Source organism: Mesorhizobium sp. C395A (genome assembly GCF_030323205.1).
GTDB lineage: Bacteria > Pseudomonadota > Alphaproteobacteria > Rhizobiales > Rhizobiaceae > Mesorhizobium.
The window spans coordinates 203,696-225,805 of record NZ_CP100473.1; the positions used below are offsets into that span (position 1 = coordinate 203,696).

Annotated in this window: 16 protein-coding genes and 1 pseudogene; 9 read left to right on the forward strand and 8 right to left on the reverse strand. The window is 63.5% G+C overall.

The window, feature by feature from the left end; genetic code table 11:
- The first annotated feature begins 78 nt into the window (after positions 1-78).
- Positions 79-1,185, forward strand: a complete 1,107-nt coding sequence (locus NLY37_RS00905; protein WP_023687043.1) for an isopenicillin N synthase family dioxygenase — start codon at positions 79-81, stop codon at positions 1,183-1,185.
- 161 nt (positions 1,186-1,346) lie between these two features.
- Here NLY37_RS00905 and fba read toward each other — a convergent pair whose 3' ends face one another.
- The 3 genes from fba to mtnK form a co-directional block, all read right to left on the reverse strand.
- Positions 1,347-2,411, reverse strand: a complete 1,065-nt coding sequence (fba, locus tag NLY37_RS00910; RefSeq protein ID WP_023687044.1) for a class II fructose-bisphosphate aldolase — start codon at positions 2,409-2,411, stop codon at positions 1,347-1,349.
- Positions 2,412-2,727: 316 nt separating this feature from the next.
- Positions 2,728-3,822, reverse strand: a complete 1,095-nt coding sequence (gene mtnA / locus NLY37_RS00915) for an S-methyl-5-thioribose-1-phosphate isomerase (RefSeq protein ID WP_023687045.1) — start codon at positions 3,820-3,822, stop codon at positions 2,728-2,730.
- Positions 3,819-5,087, reverse strand: coding sequence for an S-methyl-5-thioribose kinase (gene mtnK, locus NLY37_RS00920; RefSeq protein WP_023740635.1), 1,269 nt, complete (start codon positions 5,085-5,087; stop codon positions 3,819-3,821). Before mtnK ends, mtnA begins: the two co-directional genes overlap by 4 nt.
- Positions 5,088-5,224: 137 nt before the next feature.
- Here mtnK and NLY37_RS00925 point away from each other — a divergent pair, with 137 nt between their 5' ends.
- The 3 genes from NLY37_RS00925 to NLY37_RS00935 all read left to right on the forward strand — a co-directional run bounded on the left by NLY37_RS00925 (position 5,225) and on the right by NLY37_RS00935 (position 8,905).
- Positions 5,225-6,736, forward strand: a complete 1,512-nt coding sequence (locus tag NLY37_RS00925; protein ID WP_023740636.1) for a sugar ABC transporter ATP-binding protein — start codon at positions 5,225-5,227, stop codon at positions 6,734-6,736.
- A 74-nt stretch (positions 6,737-6,810) separates the two neighbouring features.
- Positions 6,811-7,806: an ABC transporter permease gene (locus tag NLY37_RS00930; RefSeq protein ID WP_023668572.1), complete on the forward strand. Its 996-nt coding sequence runs from the start codon at positions 6,811-6,813 to the stop codon at positions 7,804-7,806.
- 46 nt (positions 7,807-7,852) lie between these two features.
- Complete coding sequence (locus tag NLY37_RS00935) at positions 7,853-8,905, forward strand: substrate-binding domain-containing protein (RefSeq protein ID WP_023692173.1); 1,053 nt, start codon at positions 7,853-7,855, stop codon at positions 8,903-8,905.
- A gap of 70 nt (positions 8,906-8,975) precedes the next feature.
- Here the strand turns inward: NLY37_RS00935 and NLY37_RS00940 are convergent, their stop codons facing one another.
- The 5 genes and pseudogenes from NLY37_RS00940 to NLY37_RS00960 form a co-directional block, all read right to left on the reverse strand.
- On the reverse strand, positions 8,976-9,164 hold the full coding sequence (locus tag NLY37_RS00940; protein WP_348626544.1) for a type II toxin-antitoxin system RelE/ParE family toxin: 189 nt from the start codon (positions 9,162-9,164) through the stop codon (positions 8,976-8,978).
- A gap of 90 nt (positions 9,165-9,254) precedes the next feature.
- Entirely contained in the window at positions 9,255-9,515 is a 261-nt protein-coding gene (locus tag NLY37_RS00945) for a ribbon-helix-helix domain-containing protein (protein WP_023692171.1), read from the reverse strand.
- Positions 9,516-9,609: 94 nt separating this feature from the next.
- Positions 9,610-9,944, reverse strand: a pseudogene (locus tag NLY37_RS00950) (D-alanine--D-alanine ligase A); the annotation flags it as partial.
- 214 nt (positions 9,945-10,158) lie between these two features.
- Positions 10,159-12,213 carry a bifunctional aldolase/short-chain dehydrogenase gene (locus tag NLY37_RS00955; RefSeq protein WP_023709180.1) on the reverse strand — a complete coding sequence of 685 codons (2,055 nt, stop codon included), beginning with the start codon at positions 12,211-12,213 and terminating at the stop codon, positions 10,159-10,161.
- A 94-nt stretch (positions 12,214-12,307) separates the two neighbouring features.
- Positions 12,308-13,279, reverse strand: a complete 972-nt coding sequence (locus NLY37_RS00960) for a sugar-binding transcriptional regulator (RefSeq protein ID WP_023684445.1) — start codon at positions 13,277-13,279, stop codon at positions 12,308-12,310.
- A gap of 190 nt (positions 13,280-13,469) precedes the next feature.
- Here NLY37_RS00960 and NLY37_RS00965 point away from each other — a divergent pair, with 190 nt between their 5' ends.
- The 5 genes from NLY37_RS00965 (at position 13,470) to NLY37_RS00985 (ending at position 22,083) form a co-directional block, all read left to right on the forward strand.
- Positions 13,470-15,110 carry an acyl-CoA synthetase gene (locus NLY37_RS00965; RefSeq protein ID WP_023684444.1) on the forward strand — a complete coding sequence of 547 codons (1,641 nt, stop codon included), beginning with the start codon at positions 13,470-13,472 and terminating at the stop codon, positions 15,108-15,110.
- Positions 15,111-15,262: 152 nt separating this feature from the next.
- Positions 15,263-15,868 carry a TetR/AcrR family transcriptional regulator gene (locus NLY37_RS00970; protein ID WP_023668564.1) on the forward strand — a complete coding sequence of 202 codons (606 nt, stop codon included), beginning with the start codon at positions 15,263-15,265 and terminating at the stop codon, positions 15,866-15,868.
- 58 nt (positions 15,869-15,926) lie between these two features.
- Positions 15,927-17,066 carry an efflux RND transporter periplasmic adaptor subunit gene (locus tag NLY37_RS00975; protein WP_023692166.1) on the forward strand — a complete coding sequence of 380 codons (1,140 nt, stop codon included), beginning with the start codon at positions 15,927-15,929 and terminating at the stop codon, positions 17,064-17,066.
- A gap of 248 nt (positions 17,067-17,314) precedes the next feature.
- Positions 17,315-20,452, forward strand: coding sequence for an efflux RND transporter permease subunit (locus NLY37_RS00980; protein ID WP_023740637.1), 3,138 nt, complete (start codon positions 17,315-17,317; stop codon positions 20,450-20,452).
- A 275-nt stretch (positions 20,453-20,727) separates the two neighbouring features.
- Positions 20,728-22,083 (forward strand): LLM class flavin-dependent oxidoreductase, encoded by a 1,356-nt coding sequence (locus tag NLY37_RS00985; protein WP_023740638.1) that lies wholly within the window; start codon positions 20,728-20,730, stop codon positions 22,081-22,083.
- Positions 22,084-22,110: the final 27 nt, after the last annotated feature.

Sequence of the window (22,110 nt, forward strand, 5' to 3'; positions counted from 1 at the left end):
GCGCCGAGATTGGATTGCGCGTTGCTTTGATCGGACCGGCCTGCGTGCCACCGTGACAGCGGAACAAGGAGCTTGACCATGCCCAGGATCGTACCCGTGCTTGATCTCGGCCGTCTCGAACAGGGCGCTTCCGAGCGGCGAACGTTTCTCTTCGACCTGCGCACGGCCGCGCGCGATGTCGGCTTCTTCTATTTGACCGGCCACGGCATATCGGCTGCGGATACCGCAGAAGTGCTCGACGCCTCGCGCCGGTTCTTTGCCTTGCCGGAAGCCGACAAACTGGCGATCGAAATGGTGAAGTCCTCGCAGTTCCGCGGCTATACGCGCGCCGGCGGCGAGCTGACCAAAGGCAAGGCCGACTGGCGCGAACAGCTCGACATCGGCGTCGAACGCCCGGCCATCGAACAAGGCCCCGGCGTGCCCGCCTGGACGCGGCTGCAAGGGCCCAACCAGTGGCCGGCCACGCTGCCCGAGCTGAAGCCGGCGCTACTCGCATGGCAGGCCAAGGCGACGGCGGTGGCGATCCGGCTGCTCCGGGCCTTCGCTTTGTCGCTCGATCAGGCCGAGGACGCCTTCGATCCCGTCTACCGGGCCGAGCCCAACCATCGCATGAAGATCGTGCGCTACCCCGGCCGCGACGCCACCGGCGACAACCAAGGCGTCGGCGCGCACAAGGATGGCGGTTTCCTGACGCTTCTGTTGCAGGACGAGAGCAAGGGGCTGCAGGTCGAATATGACGGTGCCTGGGTCGACGTCGATCCGCTGCCCGACACGCTGGTGATCAACATCGGCGAACTGCTCGAGCTGGCCTCCAACGGGTATCTGAGAGCAACGGTCCACCGCGTGGTAACGCCACCGGCCGGTGTCGAGCGGATTTCGGTGCCCTTCTTCTTCAGCGCCCGGCTCGACGCCACGATCCCGCTGCTCAACCTGCCCGAGGAACTGGCGGCCGAGGCGCGGGGTCCGGCCAGCGATCCCGACAATCCGCTGTTTCGCAATGTCGGTACCAATGTGCTGAAGAGCCGCCTGCGCTCGCATCCCGACGTGGCGCGCCGGCACTACGCCGATCTCCTGGAAACCGGCGCTCAGCCGGCTGAAATCTTGGAAGACAAGAACGAAATTTCCGCATCCCGCATTGTTTTAGAAAGCCGTTCGTCGCCAACCGCAGCGAATGCGCGCATATAGGAATTATCGTTCGGCGGTTTCCTCCCATTCCACCGAACGGTGTTCCCCTCTGAAGGTTCTTGACCTTCTTTTGGCCGGGCTGCTTTCGCGCCCGGCCTTTTTTATGTCAATAGCTCTTCTTTCTTCCCCACAAGGGGAGAAGGAAGAGGCGCCAGGGGACTTCACCCAAACTTCGGATCAAGGCTGCCCGACTTGTAGCGCTTGGCCATCTCAGCTACCGGCAGCGGCTTGATCTTCTGGGCATTGCCGGCGGTGCCGAACTGCTCGAAGCGCTCCTTGCACAGTTTGCGCATCGCGGCCATGGCCGGCGTCAGGTATTTGCGCGGATCGAACTCGCTCGGGTTTTCGGTCAGCACCTTGCGGATGGCGCCGGTCAGCGCCATGCGGTTGTCGGTGTCGATGTTGATCTTGCGCACGCCGTGCTTGATGCCGCGCTGGATCTCTTCCACCGGCACGCCCCAGGTCGGCTTCATCTGGCCGCCATATCTATTGATGATTTCCTGCAGGTCCTCGGGCACCGAGGACGAGCCGTGCATCACCAGATGCATGTTGGGCAGGCGGCGGTGGATTTCCTCGATGACGTTCATCGCCAGCACCGCGCCGTCCGGCTTGCGTGAGAATTTGTAGGCGCCGTGGCTGGTGCCCATGGCGACAGCCAGCGCATCGACATGGGTGTCCTTGACGAACTCGACCGCCTGTTCCGGATCGGTCAAGAGCTGGTCGTGGCTGATGGCGCCTTCGACGCCGTGGCCGTCTTCCTGCTCGCCGCCGCCGCTCTCAAGCGAACCGAGCACACCGATCTCGCCTTCCACCGACACGCCGCCCCAATGCGCCATGTCGACGACGCGCCGGGTGATGCCGGAATTGTAGGCATAGTCGGCCGGCGTCTTGCCGTCCTCTTTCAGCGAGCCGTCCATCATCACCGAGGTGAAGCCGTACTGGATGGCGGTGACGCAGGTGGCTTCGTTGTTGCCATGGTCGAGATGCATGCAGACCGGGATGTCGGGGTGGATTTCGACCAGCGCGTCGATCAGCTTGGCCAGCACCACATCATTGGCGTAGGCGCGGGCGCCGCGGCTGGCCTGCAGGATGACCGGCGACTTGGTCTCCTCGGCCGCCTCCATGATGGCGAGGCCCTGTTCCATATTGTTCATGTTGAAGGCGGGTACGCCGTAGCCGTATTCGGCGGCGTGGTCGAGCAATTGTCTCAGTGTTATGCGAGCCACCCAATAGTCTCCCGTATCTGGTTTCAAGCGCAACGTCGCGGGCCGGCCGGTTGCCGGCCTAGATGCTTCTGGCCGGATTTCGCCAGAACCGCAACCGTCAGCGGCCATCGTGGCCGCAATTCTTGTTGCAGGGCTGAAATCCGGTAGCCAGCCGGTGAGGCGCTAATCTCCCCCATTGAGGGGGAGATGGCCGGCAGGCCAGAGGGGGTCGGTTCGACTGGAGCGCTAGCATCATCTGTCGGTGCTGGGAGGTCGCGTCAGGACGCGCCGACCCCCTCTGTCGCCTTTGGCGACATCTCCCCCTCAAGGGGGGAGATTATCCGCGTTCGGGGAACATCGCCTTCAACCCTTCGCGCGAAGCCTTGGCCAAACCGCGCTCGGTGATCAGCCCTGTCACCAACCGTGCCGGCGTCACGTCAAATGCCGGATTTGCCGCCGGCGTCGCTTCGGGCGAAACCCGCACCTGCGCGATCTTGCCGTCCGCCGTCTTGCCCCAGACCAGCGACACCTCGTCGCCGGAGCGTTCCTCGATCGGGATTTCGGTCAGCCCATCACCCACCGTCCAGTCGATGGTCGGCGAGGGCAGAGCGACGTAGAAGGGCACCTCATTATCGGAGGCGGCGAGCGCCTTGAGATAGGTGCCGATCTTGTTGCAGACGTCGCCATTGGCCGTGGTGCGGTCGGTGCCCACGATCACCATGTCGACCGCGCCACGCTGCATCAGATGGCCGCCGGCATTGTCGACGATCAGCGTGTGCGGCACGCCGTGGCCGGCCATCTCCCAGGCGGTCAGCTGGGCGCCCTGGTTGCGCGGGCGCGTCTCGTCGACATAGACATGGACCGGAATGCCGGCCTCGACGGCGAGATAGATCGGCGACGTGGCGGTGCCGTAATCGACCGTCGCCAGCCAACCGGCGTTGCAATGGGTGAGGATGTTGACCGGCTCGCCCGGCTTCTTGCGTGCCGCGATCTCCTTGATGATGGCAAGCCCGTTCTCGCCGATGGCGCGATTGAGATCCACATCCTCGTCGGCGATTTCCGCGGCGCGCTTATAGGCCGCCTCCGCGCGCTGTCCCAATACGATCGGCCTGAGGAACCGCCGCATCTCGTCCAGCGCCCAGCGTAGATTGATCGCAGTCGGCCGCGTCTTGTGCAGCGTCTCCCAGACCGCGTCGAGCGCTTCGTCAGACGGATCGTCCGCCATCTGGATGGCGACGCCGTAGGCCGCGGTGACGCCGATCAGCGGCGCGCCACGAACCCACATGTCACGGATCGCGGTGGCGATGCCGGCAACGCTCCCGATCGTCTCGACCCGGAACTCGTGCGGCAGCCAGCGCTGGTCGATGATCTCGACCGAACGCTGGTCGTCGCTCAGCCAGATGGTGCGGTAGTGGCGCTCGCCGACGTTCAAATCCTGCTCTCCCGTTCGATCAAAGCGGCCAGATTATTGACCTCGTCCATGCCGTGAATCTGGCGCCGGTTGACGGCGATGTGACGGCCGAATTTCAGCGCCTTGGCCTCGCAGGAGGCTCGCAGATCCTCGTCCTCGATGGTCTCGAAATCGGCATTGTGGGCGAGGCCGAGGATGCGCCGGTGCACCTCGATGCCGGCAAAGCCCAAGAGGTCGGTCCAGATCTGGTGCAGCACATGGTCGAGCGCCTGCTCCGAGGCGAGAATGTCGCCCTGATCCTCGAACAGGCTCTTCTGGTAAAGCATGCCGGTGCGCTCGGTGCGCCATAGATGCGAGAACTCGGCGCGGAACACCGTCCAGGTGTCGTTGGTCACCCCGAGCAGATAGGCACGCATGGCGTCACGCTTGCCCTTCTGTTCATGGCCGCGCTGCGAGAAGTAGGACATCCAGAAATTGGCGAGCAGCATGCCGACGTCGAAGGCCATCGGACCGTAGAAGGCGAACTCCGGATCGATCATCCGCGTCTCGGTGTCGGTGACCATGATCGAGCCCGAATGCAGGTCGCCATGCAGCAGCGTCTCGGCGTTGGCGGCGAAGATATGCTTCAGCCGCTGCGCTTCGACCTTGAGGTCGCGGTCGGCACGCAGTTCGGCAACCAGGCCGTCGAGCTGCGGCGAGGTGTGCCGGTTCAGCTTGGCGTCGAAATAGGGATCGGAAAACACCAGGTCTTCCGTGATGCCGCAGAGCTCGACATTGTCGGCGAACAGCGCCAGGTCGGCCTTGCGGTCCTTGGTCGGCATGGAGAGATCAGAGCCGCGGAACAAAGTGCGGGCCATGAACAGGCCGATGTCGCGGGCAATATTTGGCAACTCGCGGCCGCCGATCAGGGCACGGCGCAGGATGATGTGCGGCGGCGCCAGATATTCCATGATGATCAGCGCCTGGGCTTCGTCGAAATGGAGGATCGCCGGCACCGAACCCGGCGCGCGCGCCTCTTGCCGCGTCAGCGCGTGATACTCGAAGAAGGAGCGTTTGAGCGGCAACGGCCAGCTGTCGCCGACGAGGCGAACATAGGGCAGGGCCTGCTTGACCACGGCCGCACCCGAGCCGCCTTCGACGATGAAGACGAGGTTCAGATTGCCGTCGCCGACCTCGCGCACCTTCCAAGGGCCCTTGCCGATTTTGGCGCACAGCGCTTCGTTCGTACCGAGGCGCGTTGCAAGCGTCTCCACCGACAGTGCTTCAAACCGCAATTTCGCAGTCATTCCTCACCCTCCCGCTTGCTCGCTCCAATCATAGTGGAGCGATGGCGGTGAGGCCAAGCTAGGAAGCTGACTGGCAATTGTCAATCGAGTTGACAATTGATGACGTAGCCCATAGCGTCATCTTCAGGGAGGAACGAATGGGCAATGATGCCGTGTTCCGCGTGGACGGGCTGAGGAAATCCTTCGGCCATATCGAGGTGCTTGGCGGCGTCTCGCTCGAACTGCATGCCGGTGAGATCACCGTGCTGATGGGCGCCAACGGCGCCGGCAAGTCCACCCTCGTCAAGATCATCAGCGGCGTCTACGACCATGACGGCGGCATCATGCACCTCGCTGGCGGCAACTTTGTGCCGAACACGCCGGCAGAGGCGATCCGCGCCGGTGTCGTTACCGTGCACCAAAACATCAATGACGGCGTCGTCGCCGATCTCGATGTCGCCACCAATCTGACGCTCGACCGGCTGAGCGGCAAGGGCGCGCCGCTGCTGTTCAACCCCGGCCGGGTGCGCCGCGAAGCCAAAGCGGTGGCCGACCGCATGGGGCTCGCCATCGACCTCAAGGCCCGCATCAGCGACCTGTCGCTGGCCGATCGCCAGATGGTGGCCATCGCGCGCGCCATGGCGCACCAGCCGAAAGTGCTGATCCTCGACGAGCCGACCTCGTCGCTGTCCAGCGCCGAGGCCGACCGGCTGTTTGCGCTGCTCGACCGCTTGCGCGAGCAGGGCGTCGCCATCCTCTACATCTCGCATCGCATGTCGGATATCAGGCGGCTGGCCGACCGCATCGTCTCGATGCGCGATGGCGTCATCTCAGGCATCTTCGACAGCAAGCCTCTCGACTATGAGGGCGCCGTTAACGCCATGCTCGGCCGCAAGATCCATCTTGACCGCATCGAAGCCAGGAGTTCTGCCGAGCCGATCCTGACCGTCGATGCCTTCCGCATCGCCCCTGGTGCCCGGCCATTCTCGCTGACTCTCGGCGACGGCGAGGTCGTTGCCATTACCGGCCTCGTCGGCGTCGGCAAGACCGCGCTCGCCGAGACGCTGTTCGGCTTGCGCAAGCCGCTGTCCGGCACGATGACTTTATATGGCAAGCCCTATGCGCCCGCGTCGACCGGCGAAGCCATCGCCGCCGGCGTGTTTCTGGTCGCCAAGGACCGTGGCGAAAACGGCATCGTCGGCGGCTTCAACATCCAGGAAAACATCAGCCTGCCCTTCCACAAGCGCATGTCGCGCTTTTCAGTTCTCAAACGCGGCCTTGAACGCACTATTGCCCGCCGGCAGATCGAGGATCTCGGCATCGTCTGCCGCTCGGAGAAGGACGAGATGACCACTCTGTCGGGCGGCAACCAGCAGAAGGTGATGGTGGCCCGCTGGATGGCGCAGGACGCCCGATTGTTCATTCTCGACGAACCGTTCCAGGGCGTCGATATCTCCGCCAGGCGCGACATCGCCGCCAAGCTGAGGGCCAGCGCCAATGGCCGCGCCACGCTGCTGTTCGTCACCGAACTCGACGAGGCACTGGAGACGGCCGATCGCATATTGGTGATGTCCGAGCAGACCATCGTCGGCGAACACCGCAACGCCGATGTCGATCTCGACCGTCTGCTGGCCGAAGTCGCGGGCGGGCCGTTGCACAGTGCGGCCTGAGCCACGATGATTGAAGAACTGAGGGTTGGAATGGAGTGCACGGGTTTGAGTTGGGTATTGACGGCGGGCGCTGAATGACGCTGCGCGATTACGCTATCCGCTACGGGTTCATCGTGCTTCTGTTCGGGCTGATCGCGTATTTCGCCATCGCCGCCGACGGGTTCGTCTCGCCGCAAAGTGCCGTCTTCATTTTCCAGTCGGTCGCCATCACCGGCGTGCTGGCGCTGGGCGTCACCGCCACACTGGTTGTCGGCGGCTTCGATCTCTCGATCGGCTCGGTCGCCACATCGGCCATGATGGCGGCTGCCTATGTCATGGTGGTGCTGGAGCAGAACGTTGTCGTCGCTGTCCTCATCTGCCTGCTCATCGGCGCCCTTGTCGGCCTCATCAATGGCTGGCTGATCGTCTATATGCGCGTGCCCGATCTGCTGGCGACGCTCGGCATGATGTTCCTGCTCGTCGGCTTGCAGCGCATCCCGACTGAAGGACGCTCCATCGCCACCGGTATGACAATGCCGGACGGCTCGGTCGCCAACGGCAAATTCTCCGACGCCTTCCTGGCGCTCGGCCGCCACCGCTTCGACTTCTTCATCCCGAACCTCATTCCGGTCTCGGTGGTCGTGCTGATCGTGCTCGCCGTGCTGATCTGGTTCTTCCTCGAATACACACGCTTCGGCCGCATGATGTATGCCGTGGGCAGCAATGAACGGGCCGCCGAACTCGCCGGCGCGCCTGTCAAGGCATACAAGATCTGGGCCTACGTCATTTCAGGAGTTTTTGCCTCGATCGGCGGGATTTTGCTGGCCGCACGGCTTGGACGCGGTGACATCGCGTCGGGTAATAATCTGCTGCTCGATGCGGTTGCCGCGGCGCTGATCGGCTACGCGGTGCTCGGCGCCGCCAAGCCGAACGCCTTCGGCACCGCCATCGGCGCGCTGTTCGTCGGCATCCTGCTGCAAGGCCTGACGATGATGAACGCGCCTTACTACACGCAGGATTTCGTCAAGGGCGTGGTTCTCGTCGTCGCCCTTGTCTTTACCTTCGCCCTTTCCGGCCGGGGCAGGAGATAGAATGGCTGCCGGGACAGTTTTGGGTTCAACAAACGGAGGAAACAACGTGAACATCACAAGACGACTTTTGGGGAAGGTCGCGCTCGGATTGGCCGGCGCAACAATGCTGATGCAGGTCCCGGCCTTTGCCGCCGACAAGCCGGCGCCGTTCGACAAGCCCGGCGTCAAGATCGCGCTGGTGCGCTATCTCTCGACCGGCGATTTCTTCCAGGCCTATCTCTCGGGCGTCGAGTCCCAGTCCAAGGCGCTCGGCATCGATCTGCGTGTGCTCGACAGCCGCCAGGACGCCGCCCTTCAATCCGACATGGTCGACCAGGCCATCGCACTCGGCGTGCAGGGCATCATCATCCAGCACGGGCTGACGGAATCGATGAAGGACGCCGCCCAGCGCGCGGTCGATGCCGGCATCAAGGTCGTCGCCTTCGACGTCAATGTCGAAAACCCCAAGATCCCGCAGATCGAACAGTCCGACAAGGACCTTGCGCGCCTGGCGCTCGAGCAGGCGGTCAAGGACAATGGCGAGAGCTGGAACGCCGGCTATGTCTATGTCGCTGGCATCGCGCCGCTCGACCGCCGCAACGAGACCTGGGTCGACGTGAAGAAGAAACATGCCGGCATCAAGGAAGTCGCGATGTTCGGCACGCTCGACAACCCGATCGCCAACTCGGTCGCCAACCAGGCGCGCTCGGTGCTGCAGGCGCATCCCGACATCAATGTGATGTTCGCGCCCTATGACGAGTTCGCCAAGGGTGTGAAGATCGCCGTCGACGAGGCGGGGCTGAACAAGAAGATCAAGATCTACTCCGCCGACATCTCTACCTCGGACATCGCGGCCATGCGCGAGACCGACAGCGCCTGGGCCGCCACCGCCGCCACCAACCCTGCCGTCGTCGGCCAGGTCTCGGTGCGCGCGCTGGCGCAGCTGCTCGCCGGCGAGGACCCCGGCCACAACGTCATCGTGCCGCCGACGCTGATCACCCAGAAGGACCTGATCGACAAGGACATCAAGAACATGGAGGACCTGTCGGCCAAGCTGCCGCAATTCGCCCATGCCGATGTCGCCATGCCGGCCTGGATGCCGAACCCGAACGCGAAGTAGGATCGGACATCTGATAGATGCGAAGGGCGGCATGGGCCGCTCTTTTCATATTGATCGTAAGCCTGCCGGCCTACAACCAATGGTCTGGATCGCGCATCCCGTGGACAATCGCCACAGCGATAACACCATCGGGCTGCGGCTCGTAGATGATGATATAGCGGCCTTCGACGAGCACGCGGGCCGTTGCGCTTAACTCGGGCCGTGCGCTGCCCATCTTGGGGTGCTGCGCCGCCGGCTCCAGTCTTTCGAAAATGCGCATCAACAGTCTGTCTGCTGCCTTTCATTGTCGGCGGCGATGGTGTGCCAGATGTCTCGCAAATCCTGCGAAGCGCGCGGTGTGAGCCTATAGCTAGCCACGGGCGCGGCGTTCTGCCTTCAGGCTGCCGATGAACTCGGTGGGGTCGACAGCCACTGGCTTGCCGCTGCCCATCCCGTCGGCATAGGCCCGCTTCAAGTGCTGGAGTTCGAGCGTGCGCAATTCCTCGCGCTGCTCCCATAAGCGCAGGGCGTCGCGGACAATCTCGCTGTTGGAAGCATAACCGCCACCTTCGATAGCGCTTTGCAGGCGAGCTATCTGCTGCGCGGTGAGGGATATGGTGAGGGTGCGCATAGGTTCGTTTTTCATACCCACATTATAATGCATCCAACAAGGTCTAACAATATCTGTTAGGAATCTGCCCCTGCATCATGACCGCCCGACGCGCACCAGCCACCGCGCCGTCCTCGCCATGCAGGCGTGCAGCACCGGAACACCATATTCGATGGCAGGCAGGTCATGCGGCGCCCTTGGCGGGATCGCCAGCATCCGCCATGCCCGCCCGGCGGCAGGCAAAGCTGCGTCCCATCAGACGGTGTCGCCAGCGCGCCGTCCTTGAAATCGCTCAGCAGCCATTGGCCTTCGCGGGTGACGAAGGTGGGAACGGAGTCGTATTTCGCCGATCCAGAGTACGCATGACATGGTTGCCGAAAGCAGCGAAACCTCATGCTCGGCGGAGCGCCCGCCGAACAGCACGCCGACACGAAGTCTCTTCGCAGCCATCGACAACTCCACCAAGGATCAGGGTCGGAGCTCGCATGCGAAACACAAGGCGCGCCCTAAAGTGGTCGAGCAATAGGCCAAGGATTGGAGTGGATTTTGACCAGTTCGAGCAGTTTTTCAGCACGACCTGCAAAAGCAGTTCTCCGCCTGGAGTCCTTCAGGTGGGAGAGCGGTTCGTCGTTTTGGTGAACGATGAACCGCTCCAGGTCTATGTCTAGCGCAGCGCTGCGGCGATGTTGCCACCGTCGACCGTCGTCACATCGGCGGTGGTGCGTTCGGCCAATGCTTGGTGCAGGAAGGCCTGCGCCACGTCTTCTGCCGTCACCTCCTGTCCGAGCAGATTGCCCGACATGTATTCCTTCTCCGACACGCCGCGCGCGCCGGAACGGCTGGCGATCATGGCGTCGGTCAACAGGCCGGAGCGGATGCGGTCGGCGTTGACCGCATTGGAGCGGATGCCGTGCGCGCCGTAGTCGAGCGCATATTGCCGGGACAGGAATAGCGTCGCCGCCTTCGGCACACCATAGGCGCCGAATTTCGGACCCGGGTTGACCGCCTGCTTGGAGGTGTTGAACAACAACACACCGCCGGTGCCCTGTTCCAGCATGATGCGCACCGCGTTCTGCGCCGCCGACTGGTGGGCGAAGAAGTTGAGCTCGAAACTCTTGCGCAGCAGGGCATCGTCGAGCTCGCCGATGCGGCCTTCCCAGGCGGCACCGGCGTTGGAGACCAGAATGTCGACGCCGCCATAGACGGCGACAGCTTTGTCGAAGGCGGCGCGCAGCTCGGCCGGGTTGGTGATGTCGGCGCCGACGCCGATCGAATTGTTGCCGGCTGCCTTTGCCGCCTCGGCCGCCCTGGCCGCATCGAGATCGACGACGACGGCATGCGCGCCATTGGCGGCGAACAGTTTTGCCGTCGCAGCACCGATCGCGCCGGCGCCGCCAGTGATCAGCACCACCTGGCCGGTCAGCGGCTTCGGCTTGTTGGAGGCGAGCTTGGCCTGCTCAAGCGACCAGTACTCCAGCGGGAAGAGGTCGGCCTTCGATAGAGGATGGAAGCTGCCGACGGCCTCGGCGCCGCGCACCGCCTCGATCCACATCTCGCCGACATCAGATGCGATCTTCGCATCCTTCAGCGTGCGGCCATGGCCGAACATGCCGAGGCCCGGCACCAGCGTCAGCCGCGGCATCGGGTCGAGCATGGTGCGCTGGACGTCGTCCAGCGCATCGTTGGTTTCGAAATAGGCGCGATAGTCGTTGGCGAAGGCGTCGACATGGCTCTTGATGACGGCCTTGTAGTCGCCAATCTTGTCGGCGTCTGGCGCCGGAACCGCCATCGGTCCGGTCTTGATGCGGATCGACAGGTCGGGCGTCGACACGCCGCGTCCGGCATAGTCTGCAATGCCGGCCGAATTGATGAAATCGACAATGGCATCCGAGGTGCGGAAGTCGCTGATCATGCGGTCGAAGCGGCCTTCGCCACGCGCCACCGCCACCGCGCCACGCAGCATCGGCGCGATCGCTGCCGGCGTTGCGAGCTTGGCCGGCAGTGCGGCTTTCGCTGCCTTCGGCTTGCCGTTCTTCGCCACATAGTCTTCGGCCACGTTCACATAATGGATCATGCGGTCATAGGCCTGCTTCGCAGCGTCGCCGAAGGTGAAGATGCCATGCTTGTCGAGGATCAGGCCTTCGACGCTGGGGTCGGCGTCGTAGACATCGGCGGCCACCTTGGCGAGGTCGAAGCCCGGCTTGATGTAGGGCACGTACCCCATCTTGTCGCCGAACACGGTCTTGATCAGCGGCTTGCTGTCCGCCTGGTCGACGATGGCGAGGATCGCGGTCGAATGCGTGTGGTCGACGAATTTATGCGGCAGGAAGGCGTGCAGCAGCGTCTCGACCGATGGATTGGGGGAGGCGGGGTCGATGAGGTTCGCCCGCTGCAGCGCCACCATGTCCTCGTCGGCGAGGCTGGCCAGCGCACGCGCCTTCAGCAGCGCGCCGAGCTTGACCGCCGGCAGGCCTTGCGGCTCGATCACACCCATGTCCCAGCCGCTGCCCTTGACGCACAGCACATCCCATTCGTCGCCGACGAGATCGGTGGCCTTGGTCTTGCAGGAGGTGTTGCCGCCGCCATGCAGCACCAGCCGCGGCTCGCCGCCGAGCAGCCGGGTCGTGTAGACGCGCAGCGCGAGGTCGCGGGCAACGCCCTTTTTCGCATAGTCGGCAACCAGTCTTTCCGCGTCGCCGTCATTCCAAAGGTTCTTCATGTCGCTATGTCCGCTTTGCTGTCTTTGATGTTGCTGTGAACAGGAGTGCCGCGACGCCTTGATGACAATGCGCCTGCTGCTGGGATTTCGTTGGTCAGGAAGCCTTTTTTGCCCCCGCACTGGCTCCGGCATGGTCGAGCAGCCGCCGCGCCATGCTGGCGCCGACGACGAGATGCGTGCAGAGTCCGCCGGCGAGCGCGGCGAGCAGCGGTTCGAACTTGCTGTCTTCCTGCACCACCATCAGCCGCTTTTCGATCTGGCGCAGTGACGACAGCGAGGCCGAGATGACGCGGCGGTTGTAGCTGCAGTCGAGCGCCTTGCCGGTGGCATCGATGATCTGGCCGGCAACGACGCCGGCGGCGCCCGCTTCGCGCAACAGCCCCATCTCGCCGGGGCTGAGCGCGCCGCATTTGACGACATGGCTGTCGCCATCGACGGTGCCGACCGAATAGAGCGCCAGATCGCAGTTGGCAATATCGGCCAGTTGTTCGCGGATCACCGGTTCGGCGCGCAGCCCATGCGCCAGCAATTCCGTCGTCAGCACCAGCGGCGCGTAGAAATTGAGGCCCTTGGCGTTGAGCCGCCGGGCGATCTCCATCGTGCACTGGTCGGGACGGTAGGAGTAGGGCGCGCCGAGATTGCCGCAGAGCTGCACAACGGTGACGTCCTGCAGGTCGGCATAGGACATGACGTCGGCGATGGTGTAGACGGTGCGGCCCCAGGCGACGCCGATCCGGTCGCCCTTCTTGACCAGTTCGAGAAAGACGCCCGCCGCCAGCACCGCAACGTCCGTCGAAGGGTCGACGACATAGGCATTCTCCGGCGCGATCCACACCGCATCAAGCTTGAGCGCGTCCTCGAGCTGGCGCGCAAGCACGTCGTCGGTGAACAGCTGCGTCGAGGTCGAGATGTTGACGATGCCGGTCTCGCGCGCCTTGCGCAAATACATCGCGACCGAGGCGCGGGAGATGTTAAGCTGGCTGGCGACCTGGTCCTGGCGCAGGCCATGGGCATAATAGAGCCATGCGGCCTTGTGGATAAGCTGTTCTGCCGGTCGGATCGCCATGCCGTCTCCTCGGCTGACATTATTCACGGCTCTCGACAAAAGTCAAACTGGCGTGGGTACACGATACCTCTTTGCCCATCGAATCTGGACGATCATTGCGCCAAATGTGCCCGGTCGGGAATCGCCGATGGTGACGTGGCGGGAAGCTGTGGTTAGAAGTTCTCAACAATGAAAATTCGGGGAGCACGGGATGGGCAGTCCCTACGAGCAGGATCTCGGCAAGAACGCCGCCAACCATCAGCCGCTGACGCCGCTCACCTATCTGGAGCGGGCGGCAAGCACCTATCCCGATCATGTCGCCATCATCCATGGCAGCCAGCGCATCACCTATCGCACCTTCTGGCAGCGCTCGCTGAAGCTCGCCTCGGCTCTGTCGAAGCGCGGCATCGGCAAGGGTGATACGGTGACCGTCATGCTGTCCAACACGCCCCCCATGCTGGAGGCGCATTTCGGCGTGCCGATGGCCAAAGCGGTGCTGCATTCGCTCAACACAAGGCTCGATGCCGCCGTCATCGCGTTCCAGCTCGACCATGCCGAGACCAAGGTGCTCATCGTCGACCGCGAATTCGCTGCTGTCGTCAAACAGGCACTGGCACTGGCCAAGGTGAAGCCGCTGGTCATCGACTATGACGATCCCGACTATGCCGCCGATGCACCCTATCCCAAGGGCGAGCGCATCGGCGCGATCGACTATGAGGCGTTCGTCGCCGGCGGTGACCAGGGCTACGCCTGGTCGATGCCCGACGACGAATGGGACGCCATCTCGCTCAACTACACCTCCGGCACGACAGGCAATCCGAAGGGCGTCGTCTACCACCATCGCGGCGCTGCCCTGATGGCTTACACCAACACCATCCATGCCGGCATGGCCAAGCACGCCGTCTATCTGTGGACGCTGCCGATGTTCCACTGCAATGGTTGGTGCTTCCCATGGACAATGGCCGTCCAGGCCGGCACCCATGTCTGCCTGCGCTGGGTGCGGCCGAAGCCGATCTACGATGCCATCGCCGACCACGGCGTCACACATCTTTGCGGTGCGCCGGTCGTCATGTCGGTGCTCATCAACGCCAGCGATGAGGACAAGCGCCACTTCCCGCAGACCGTTACCTTCAACACCGCTGCCGCGCCGCCGCCGGAAGCCGTGCTGTCAGGCATGGCCGATGCCGGCTTTGCCGTCACCCATCTCTACGGCCTGACCGAGACCTATGGCCCGGCGGTCGTCAACGAATGGCACACCGCCTGGGACGGTCTCGACAAGGGCGAACGCAGCGCCAGAAAGGCCAGGCAGGGCGTGCGCTATGCCGCACTCGAAGGCCTGACGGTGATGGACGCGGAGACGATGCAGAAGACGCCGGCCGACGGCGAGACCATCGGCGAGGTCATGTTCCGCGGCAACATTGTCATGAAGGGCTATCTGAAGAACAGGAAGGCGACCGACGAGGCTTTCGCCGGCGGCTGGTTCCACTCCGGCGACCTCGGCGTCATGCATCCCGACGGCTACATCCAGCTCAAGGACCGCTCCAAGGACATCATCATCTCCGGCGGCGAGAACATTTCATCGATCGAGGTCGAGGAAGCCCTCTACAAACACCCGTCCGTGGCGTCCTGCGGCGTCGTCGCCAAGGCAGACGACAAATGGGGCGAGGTGCCGGTCGCCTATGTCGAGCTGAAGCCCGGCAAGGTGGCAAGCGAGGCCGAGATCATCGAACACTGCCGCGCGCTGCTCGCCCGCTTCAAGGTGCCGAAGGCGGTGATTTTTGCCGAGATCCCGAAGACATCGACGGGGAAGATCCAGAAGTTTCAGCTGCGGGAAATGGCGAAGGGATCTTAGTTCCAGAGTGCAACGGCACGCGCAAGGTCGAGTTCGCGCACACCCTCTGTCACAAATTATACGCGTACGTCGAATTCGCATTGACACTTCCCTCTTTTCGATTTACGACTGACGAAAGTTGAAATTCGTCACTCATAAATCGACAGAGAGCCATGTCCGAAGCCGCCAGCATAATGGCCGACTCCACCCGCCAGGAGAATGTCACCCGCATTCTCGACTGTGCCGAACGCCTGTTCCGGCACTATGGTTACGGCAAGACCAATGTCGCCGACATCGCCCGCGAACTCGGCATGTCGCCGGCCAATATCTACCGTTTCTTCGCCTCCAAGGTCGAAATCCACCAGGCCGTCTGCGGCCGCATGCTCCTCGCCAGCTACAACATGGCCTACGAGATTTCCCGGTTGCCGATCAGCGCCGAGGAGCGGCTGCGCCGCTACGTGCATGCGCAGTACAAGATGACGCTGGAAGTCATGCTCGACGACCAGAAGGTCCACGAAATGGTCATCGTCGCGCTCGAGCGCGACTGGGGCGTCATCGACAAGCATATCGACAGCATTCACGACCTGTTTGCCGAGGTCATCCGCGAGGGCATCGAGGCCGGCGAGTTTGCCGACCAGGATCCGGTCATCGCATCGCGCTGCTTCGGCGCCGCCACCGTCATTCTCTGCCACCCGCAAATGGTGGCGCAGTGCCTTGCCAAGACCAATCGGGCGATGCCCGACGATCTCATCGATTACGCGATCAAGGCTCTGAAGTAATAGCCGCCGCCCGCCGGGCGCCGGTGTCGACCGTTCATCTCCAGTCGGGAGCACGAAAGTGTCTTTGTCCAGTTCCATCATCCGCAAGCTGCCGGTCGCCGGCCTGATCGTCGCCACGCTCGGGCTCGCCGCCTGCAGCCAGGAGAAGACCGAGGTCCAGGACATCATCCGTCCGGTCAAGGTGGTCGAGATCGGCCAGGCCGAAAAGAGTCGCGAACTCACCTATTCCGGCTCGGTGCGAGCCCGTACCGAAATGAACCTCGGCTTTCGCATCTCGGGCAAGGTCACTGAGCGCCTGGTCGACATCGGCCAGCATGTGACGACAGGCGATGTGCTAGCCCGTATCGATCCCACGGACTATGAGCTGTCGGTCAAGAGCGCCAAGGCCAGCCTCGACGCCGCCGAGCGGCAGGTCGAGACGGTCGATCTGTCCCGCAAGCGCGCCGAACAGCTTTTTGCCAAGAACTTCACCTCCAAGTCGCAACTCGAACAGGCGACGCTGAGCTACAACCAGGCGGTAGCGACGCGCGATGCCGCCCGCTCTACCCTTGCCCAGGCGCAGAACCAGGTCGTCTACACCGATCTCAAGGCGAGCGAGAACGGCATCGTCACGGCGGTCTCGGCCGATGTCGGCCAGGTGGTCGGCGCCGGAACGCCTGTGATGACCGTCGCCGTCGACGGCGAAAAGGAAGTGCTGATCGCGGTTCCCGAAATGGACATCGCCGCCTTCAAGCCGGGAAAGGACGTCAAGGCCAGCTTCTGGTCCGATGACGCGCTGGCGCTCTCCGGCAAAGTGCGTGAAGTCGCCGGCAGCGCCGACCAGCAGTCGCGCACCTTTGCCGTCCGCGTCTCGCTGCCCGACGACCCGCGCGTGCTGCTCGGCATGACCGCCAACATCGAGGCCTCGGTGGCCAAGAAGCAGGAGATGGTGTCGATCCCGCTTAGCGCGCTTGCGGAAAAGGATGGTCGCAAGATTGTCTGGACCGTCGACCGCGCCGGCGAGACGGTGCACGAGCGCCTGGTCAAGGTTGCGGAGTTCACCGCCGACGGCGTCAGCGTCGCCGACGGGCTCAAGCCGGGGGATGTCGTCGTTGCCGCCGGCACCCAGTTCATGACCGAGAATCTCAAAGTCAAGCTGACCGGCGATGCGGTCCAGGCCGCCTCTGCGGAAGGCGATGCCGCAAAGGCCCTGCGCTGACGGCAGGCATGAAGCCGGCTTGATCGTCGCTTCGGCGAAAGGGCTGGGCAAGCGAATTCAGGGTTTCCGGGCGGCGAGCGCCCGATGGTCGAGACGCCAAGATCGAGTTCCCCCGCATCGATCCGCGCGTCCCACCGCGATGAGTGTCTCTCCGCTCGGAAAGCCTCGCCGCCCGGAAGCCAGCATCGGAATATCCTAGCTGCATGCAAAGCGCATGCGCGCACGATCAACGAATTGGACTGACGCCGATGACCACCACCGACAGCACTGAAAAGCAGCCTTTCAATCTTTCGCGCTGGGCCATCGGCCATCCCTCGATCGCGCGCTTCCTGTTCGGTCTGATCATCATTGCCGGCGCGCTCGGCCTGATGCGCATGGGCCAGAAGGAAGACCCCGATTTCACTTTCCGCGTCATGGTCGTCCAGGCGATCTGGCCGGGCTCCTCGATCCAGGAGATGGAAGACCAGGTCGTCAACAAGATCGAGCGCAAGCTGCAGGAAACGCCGCACCTCGACTTCGTCCGTTCCTACACCCGCGCCGGCAGCGCCATCATCACCGTCCAGATCAAGGGCGACACCAATGCAGAGGAGGTGAAGGACGCCTTCTACCAGGTGCGCAAGAAGGTTGGCGACATCTCCGGCGACCTGCCGCAAGGCCTGCTCGGGCCCTATTTCAACGACGAGTTCGGCGACACCTTCATCACCCTGCACTCGATCGGCGGCGACGGCTACAGCTATCCGGAGCTGAAGAAATTCGCCACCCAGGCTCGCGACATGCTGCTGACGACGCCGGGCGTCGAGAAGGCCGTCATCATCGGCGACCAGCCGGAGAAGCTTTATATCGACCTCTCGTCCAAGGCCCTGGCCGAACGCGGCCTGACGCTGACCGACCTGCAGAACGCCATCAAGGGCCAGAACAATGTCGATCCGGCGGGCTCCGTCGACACCGGCCTGCGCTCGGTGCGCATCTCGGTCGAGGGCGATGTCACCAGGGCTGCCGACATCAGGGAATTGCGCCTGCGCGCCGGTGGTCAGGTGACACGTCTTGGCGATATTGCCACCGTGAGTTCCGGTCTCGAAGATCCCTATCAGCGCAAGTACCGCTTCAACGGCCACGAAAGCGTCCAGGTCGGCGTCGTCATGGCCAAGGGTTTTAACGTCAGGGACGTCGGCACGGATGTCGAGGCGACCTACAAGCGTTTTGAGGAAGCGCTGCCCTACGGCGTTGCGGTCGACCAGATTTCCAACCAGCCCGAGGTTGTCAAGGACGCCGTCAACGAGTTCATGGAGGCGCTCGGCGAGGCGCTGCTGATCGTGCTTGCTGTCTCGCTGCTGTCGATCGGCTGGCGTTCCGGCCTGGTCATCGCCATTGCCATTCCGCTGGTGCTGGCCGCCACCTTCGCCATCATGTACGAGCTCGGCATCGATCTGCAGCGCATTTCGCTCGGCGCCCTGATCATCGCGCTCGGGCTGTTGGTCGACGACGCCATGATCGTCGTCGAGATGATGGAGCGCAAGCTGGAAGAGGGGCTGGTCAAGATCGAGGCGGCGAGCTTCGCCTATTCCTCGACCGCCTTCCCGATGCTGAGCGGCACGCTGATCACCATCGCCGGCTTCATCCCGGTCGGCTTCGCCGCCTCGACCGCCGGCGAATATGTACGCACGCTGTTCTATGTCGTCGGGATCGCGCTGGTCGTGTCGTGGTTCGTCGCCGTCTATTTCACGCCGTGGCTGGGCTACATGATCCTCAAGCAGCGCAAACACGCCGGCAACCATCATGACGCCTTCGACACCGGCTTCTACCGGCGGCTGCGCGCCACGGTCGGCTGGGCGGTGCGCCACCGCATCATCGTTCTGGTGATGACGCTGGTCACCTTCGCCACCAGCCTGTGGGCGTTCCAGTTCATCCCACAAAACTTCTTCCCGCAATCCTCGCGGCCGGAAATCCTCGTCGATCTCTGGTTGCCTGAGGGAACCTCGATCAAGGAGGTCGAGACGCAGGCCAAAGCGCTGGAAGCCCGGATGATGGACGACAAGGACAAGCGCTTCATCGCCACCTATATCGGCGAAGGCGCGCCGCGCTTCTTCCTGCCGCTCGACCAGCAATTGAGCAATCCGAACTATGCGCAGCTTCTGGTGATGGCCAATGACGAACCGGCGCGCGAGCGGCTGATCCTCAAGCTGCGCTCAATCTTGGCGCAGGATTTCCCTTCGATCCGCTCCAAGGTCGACCGTCTGTTCCTCGGCCCGCCGACCGGCTGGCCGGTGCAGATGCGCATCATGGGTCCGGACCGCCAGGAGGTGCGCCGCATCGCTGACCAAGTGAAGGCGAAATTCGCCGAAAATCCGCTCCTCGGCGCCGTCCATGACGACTGGCTGGAGCCGGTACCGGCGATGAAGCTGGTCATCGACCAGGACCGCGCCCGTGCGCTTGGCGTCACCTCGCAGCGCATCCGCCAGATGCTGCAGGCAGCGATGTCCGGCGCGCCGCTCGATGACTTCCGTGATGGCGAGGAGACGGTTTCCATCGTCGCCCGCGAACCGGACGCCAGCCGCAGCCTGCTGTCCTCGGTCGACTCGGTCTATATCCCGACCGATTTCGGCGGCTTCGTGCCGCTGTCGCAGGTGGCCAAGGTGGTGCCGGTGCTCGAGCAGGGCGTCGAATGGCGGCGCGACCGCCTGCCGACCATCTCGGTGCGCGCCACGCTGCCGGATGGCGTGCAGTCGAACGACGTCGTCACCAAGCTCTACAATGACATGCAGGGCATGCGCGGCGGCCTGGCGCCCGGCTACAAGATCGAGATCCAGGGCGGTGCGGAAGATTCCGCCGAAAGCCAGGCCTCGATTGCCGCCAAGGCGCCGATCATGCTGGCCGTCATCGTCGTGCTCCTGATGATCCAGCTGCAGCATTTCGGCAAGGCGATGCTCGTGCTGGCCACCGGTCCGCTCGGCATCATCGGTGCGGCGGCGGCTCTGTTGATCAGCGGCGCGCCGTTCGGCTTCGTCGCCATCCTCGGTGTCATCGCGCTGCTCGGAATCATCATGCGCAACTCGATCATCCTGGTCGACCAGATCGATCAGGACATCGCCAGGGGGATGGACCGATCGGAGGCCATCATCGGCTCGGCCGTGCGCCGTTTCCGGCCGATCGTGCTGACGGCGATGACGGCGGTGCTGGCGCTGATCCCGATCTCGCGTGCGGTGTTCTGGGGACCGCTCGCCTACGCCATGATGGGCGGCATCCTCGTCGCCACCGTACTCACCATCCTGGTGCTGCCGGCAGGCTACGCGCTGTTCTTCGGCCGCGAGCCGAAGCAAGGCAAGAAGCCAGCTGATGAGGCGGTGCAGGACAATGACAGGCCGCCACTTGCCCTGGCCGCCGAGTAAGCGCTGCTGGCGCACAGGATCTTCCTTGGAAAAGGCTGGAACGCCGTACGCTTGACGTGCGGCGTTCTGGCTTTCTCGTTGCCGGTGGCACCGAGCACCCAGGCAAGTATCTCAACACCAGGCGGGTTCATTAAAATAGGTTGAACCGCCACCTGTATGAAAATGCTTCGCGGCGCCGGTTTTGCAAAACAGAATTCCTTTCCAGGACGGCAAAGCCGTCCGATCCTGCTTACATATCGGAGCGGCAACGCTCATTCGCATCAGGTGATCATCCCATGGTAGACAATAAGCAATTGCGGCTCGGCGCCTTCATGCGTCCGGTCAGTCTTCACACCGGGGCCTGGCGCTATCCCGGCTCATATCCCGATGCCAACTTCAACTTCGCCCATCTGAAGCGCTTCGCGCAGACGCTTGAGGCGGCGAAGTTCGACGCCTTCTTCATGGCCGACCATCTGGCCGTTCTCAACATGCCGATCGAGGCGCTACGGCGCAGCCACACGGTGACCTCGTTCGAGCCGTTCACGCTGCTGTCGGCGCTCGCCGCCGTCACTGATCATATCGGCCTTGTCGCCACCGCATCGACGACCTTCGACGCGCCCTATCACATTGCCCGCCGCTTCGCCTCGCTCGAGCATATCAGTGGCGGCCGCGCCGGCTGGAACATCGTCACCACATCCAATCCCGACGCCGCGCTGAACTTCGGCCTCGACGAGCATGTCGAGCACGACGAGCGCTATCACAATGCGCGGGAATTCTACGATGTGGTGACCGGCCTCTGGGACAGCTTTGCCGACGACGCCTTCATCCGCGACGCCGAGAGCGGGCTCTATTTCGATCCCGCGAAGCTGCATGTGCTCGACCATAAGGGTGAGCATCTCTCGGTGCGCGGCCCGCTCAACATTGCGCGGCCGGTGCAGGGCTGGCCGGTCATCGTCCAGGCCGGCGCATCTGAGGCCGGGCGGCAGCTGGCAGCCGAAACGGCGGAGGTGATCTTCGCCGCCCATTCCGATCTGGCATCCGGGCAGCGCTTCTTTGCCGATGTCAAAAGCCGGGCCGAGAAGCTCGGCCGTTCGCGCGACGACATCAAGATCCTGCCCGGCGCCTTCGTCATCGTCGGCGACAGTGTCGAGGAAGCACAGGCCAAACGCGCCAAGCTCGACAGCCTGGTCTATTACGAGAGCGGCATTGCCTCGCTGTCGATCGCGCTCGGCCATGACGCGTCGGCCTTCGACCCCGACGCGCCCTTGCCCGAAATCCCCGAGACCAATGCCTCGAAGAGCGGCCGCGAGCGCGTCATCGAGCTGGCGCGCCGGGAGAATTTGACCGTCCGCCAGCTGGCGCAGCGGCTCGGCGGCTATTCCGGCCTTGCCTTCGTCGGCACGCCTAAAACCATCGCCGACGCGATGGAGGAATGGTTGCTTGCCGAGGGGTCAGACGGCTTCAACGTCATGTTCCCCTATCTGCCAGCCGGGTTGGACGACTTCGCCGAGAAGGTGGTGCCCGAGCTGCAGCGGCGAAAGCTCTTCCGGCGCGAGTATGAGGGCACGACCTTGCGCGAGAATCTCGGCCTGAAGCGTCCGCCGAACCGGTTCTTCGAAGGCTCTGAAGCGGTCATCCGCAAGGCCGGCTGACGTCTGCCACAAAAAGAAACGGGCGCG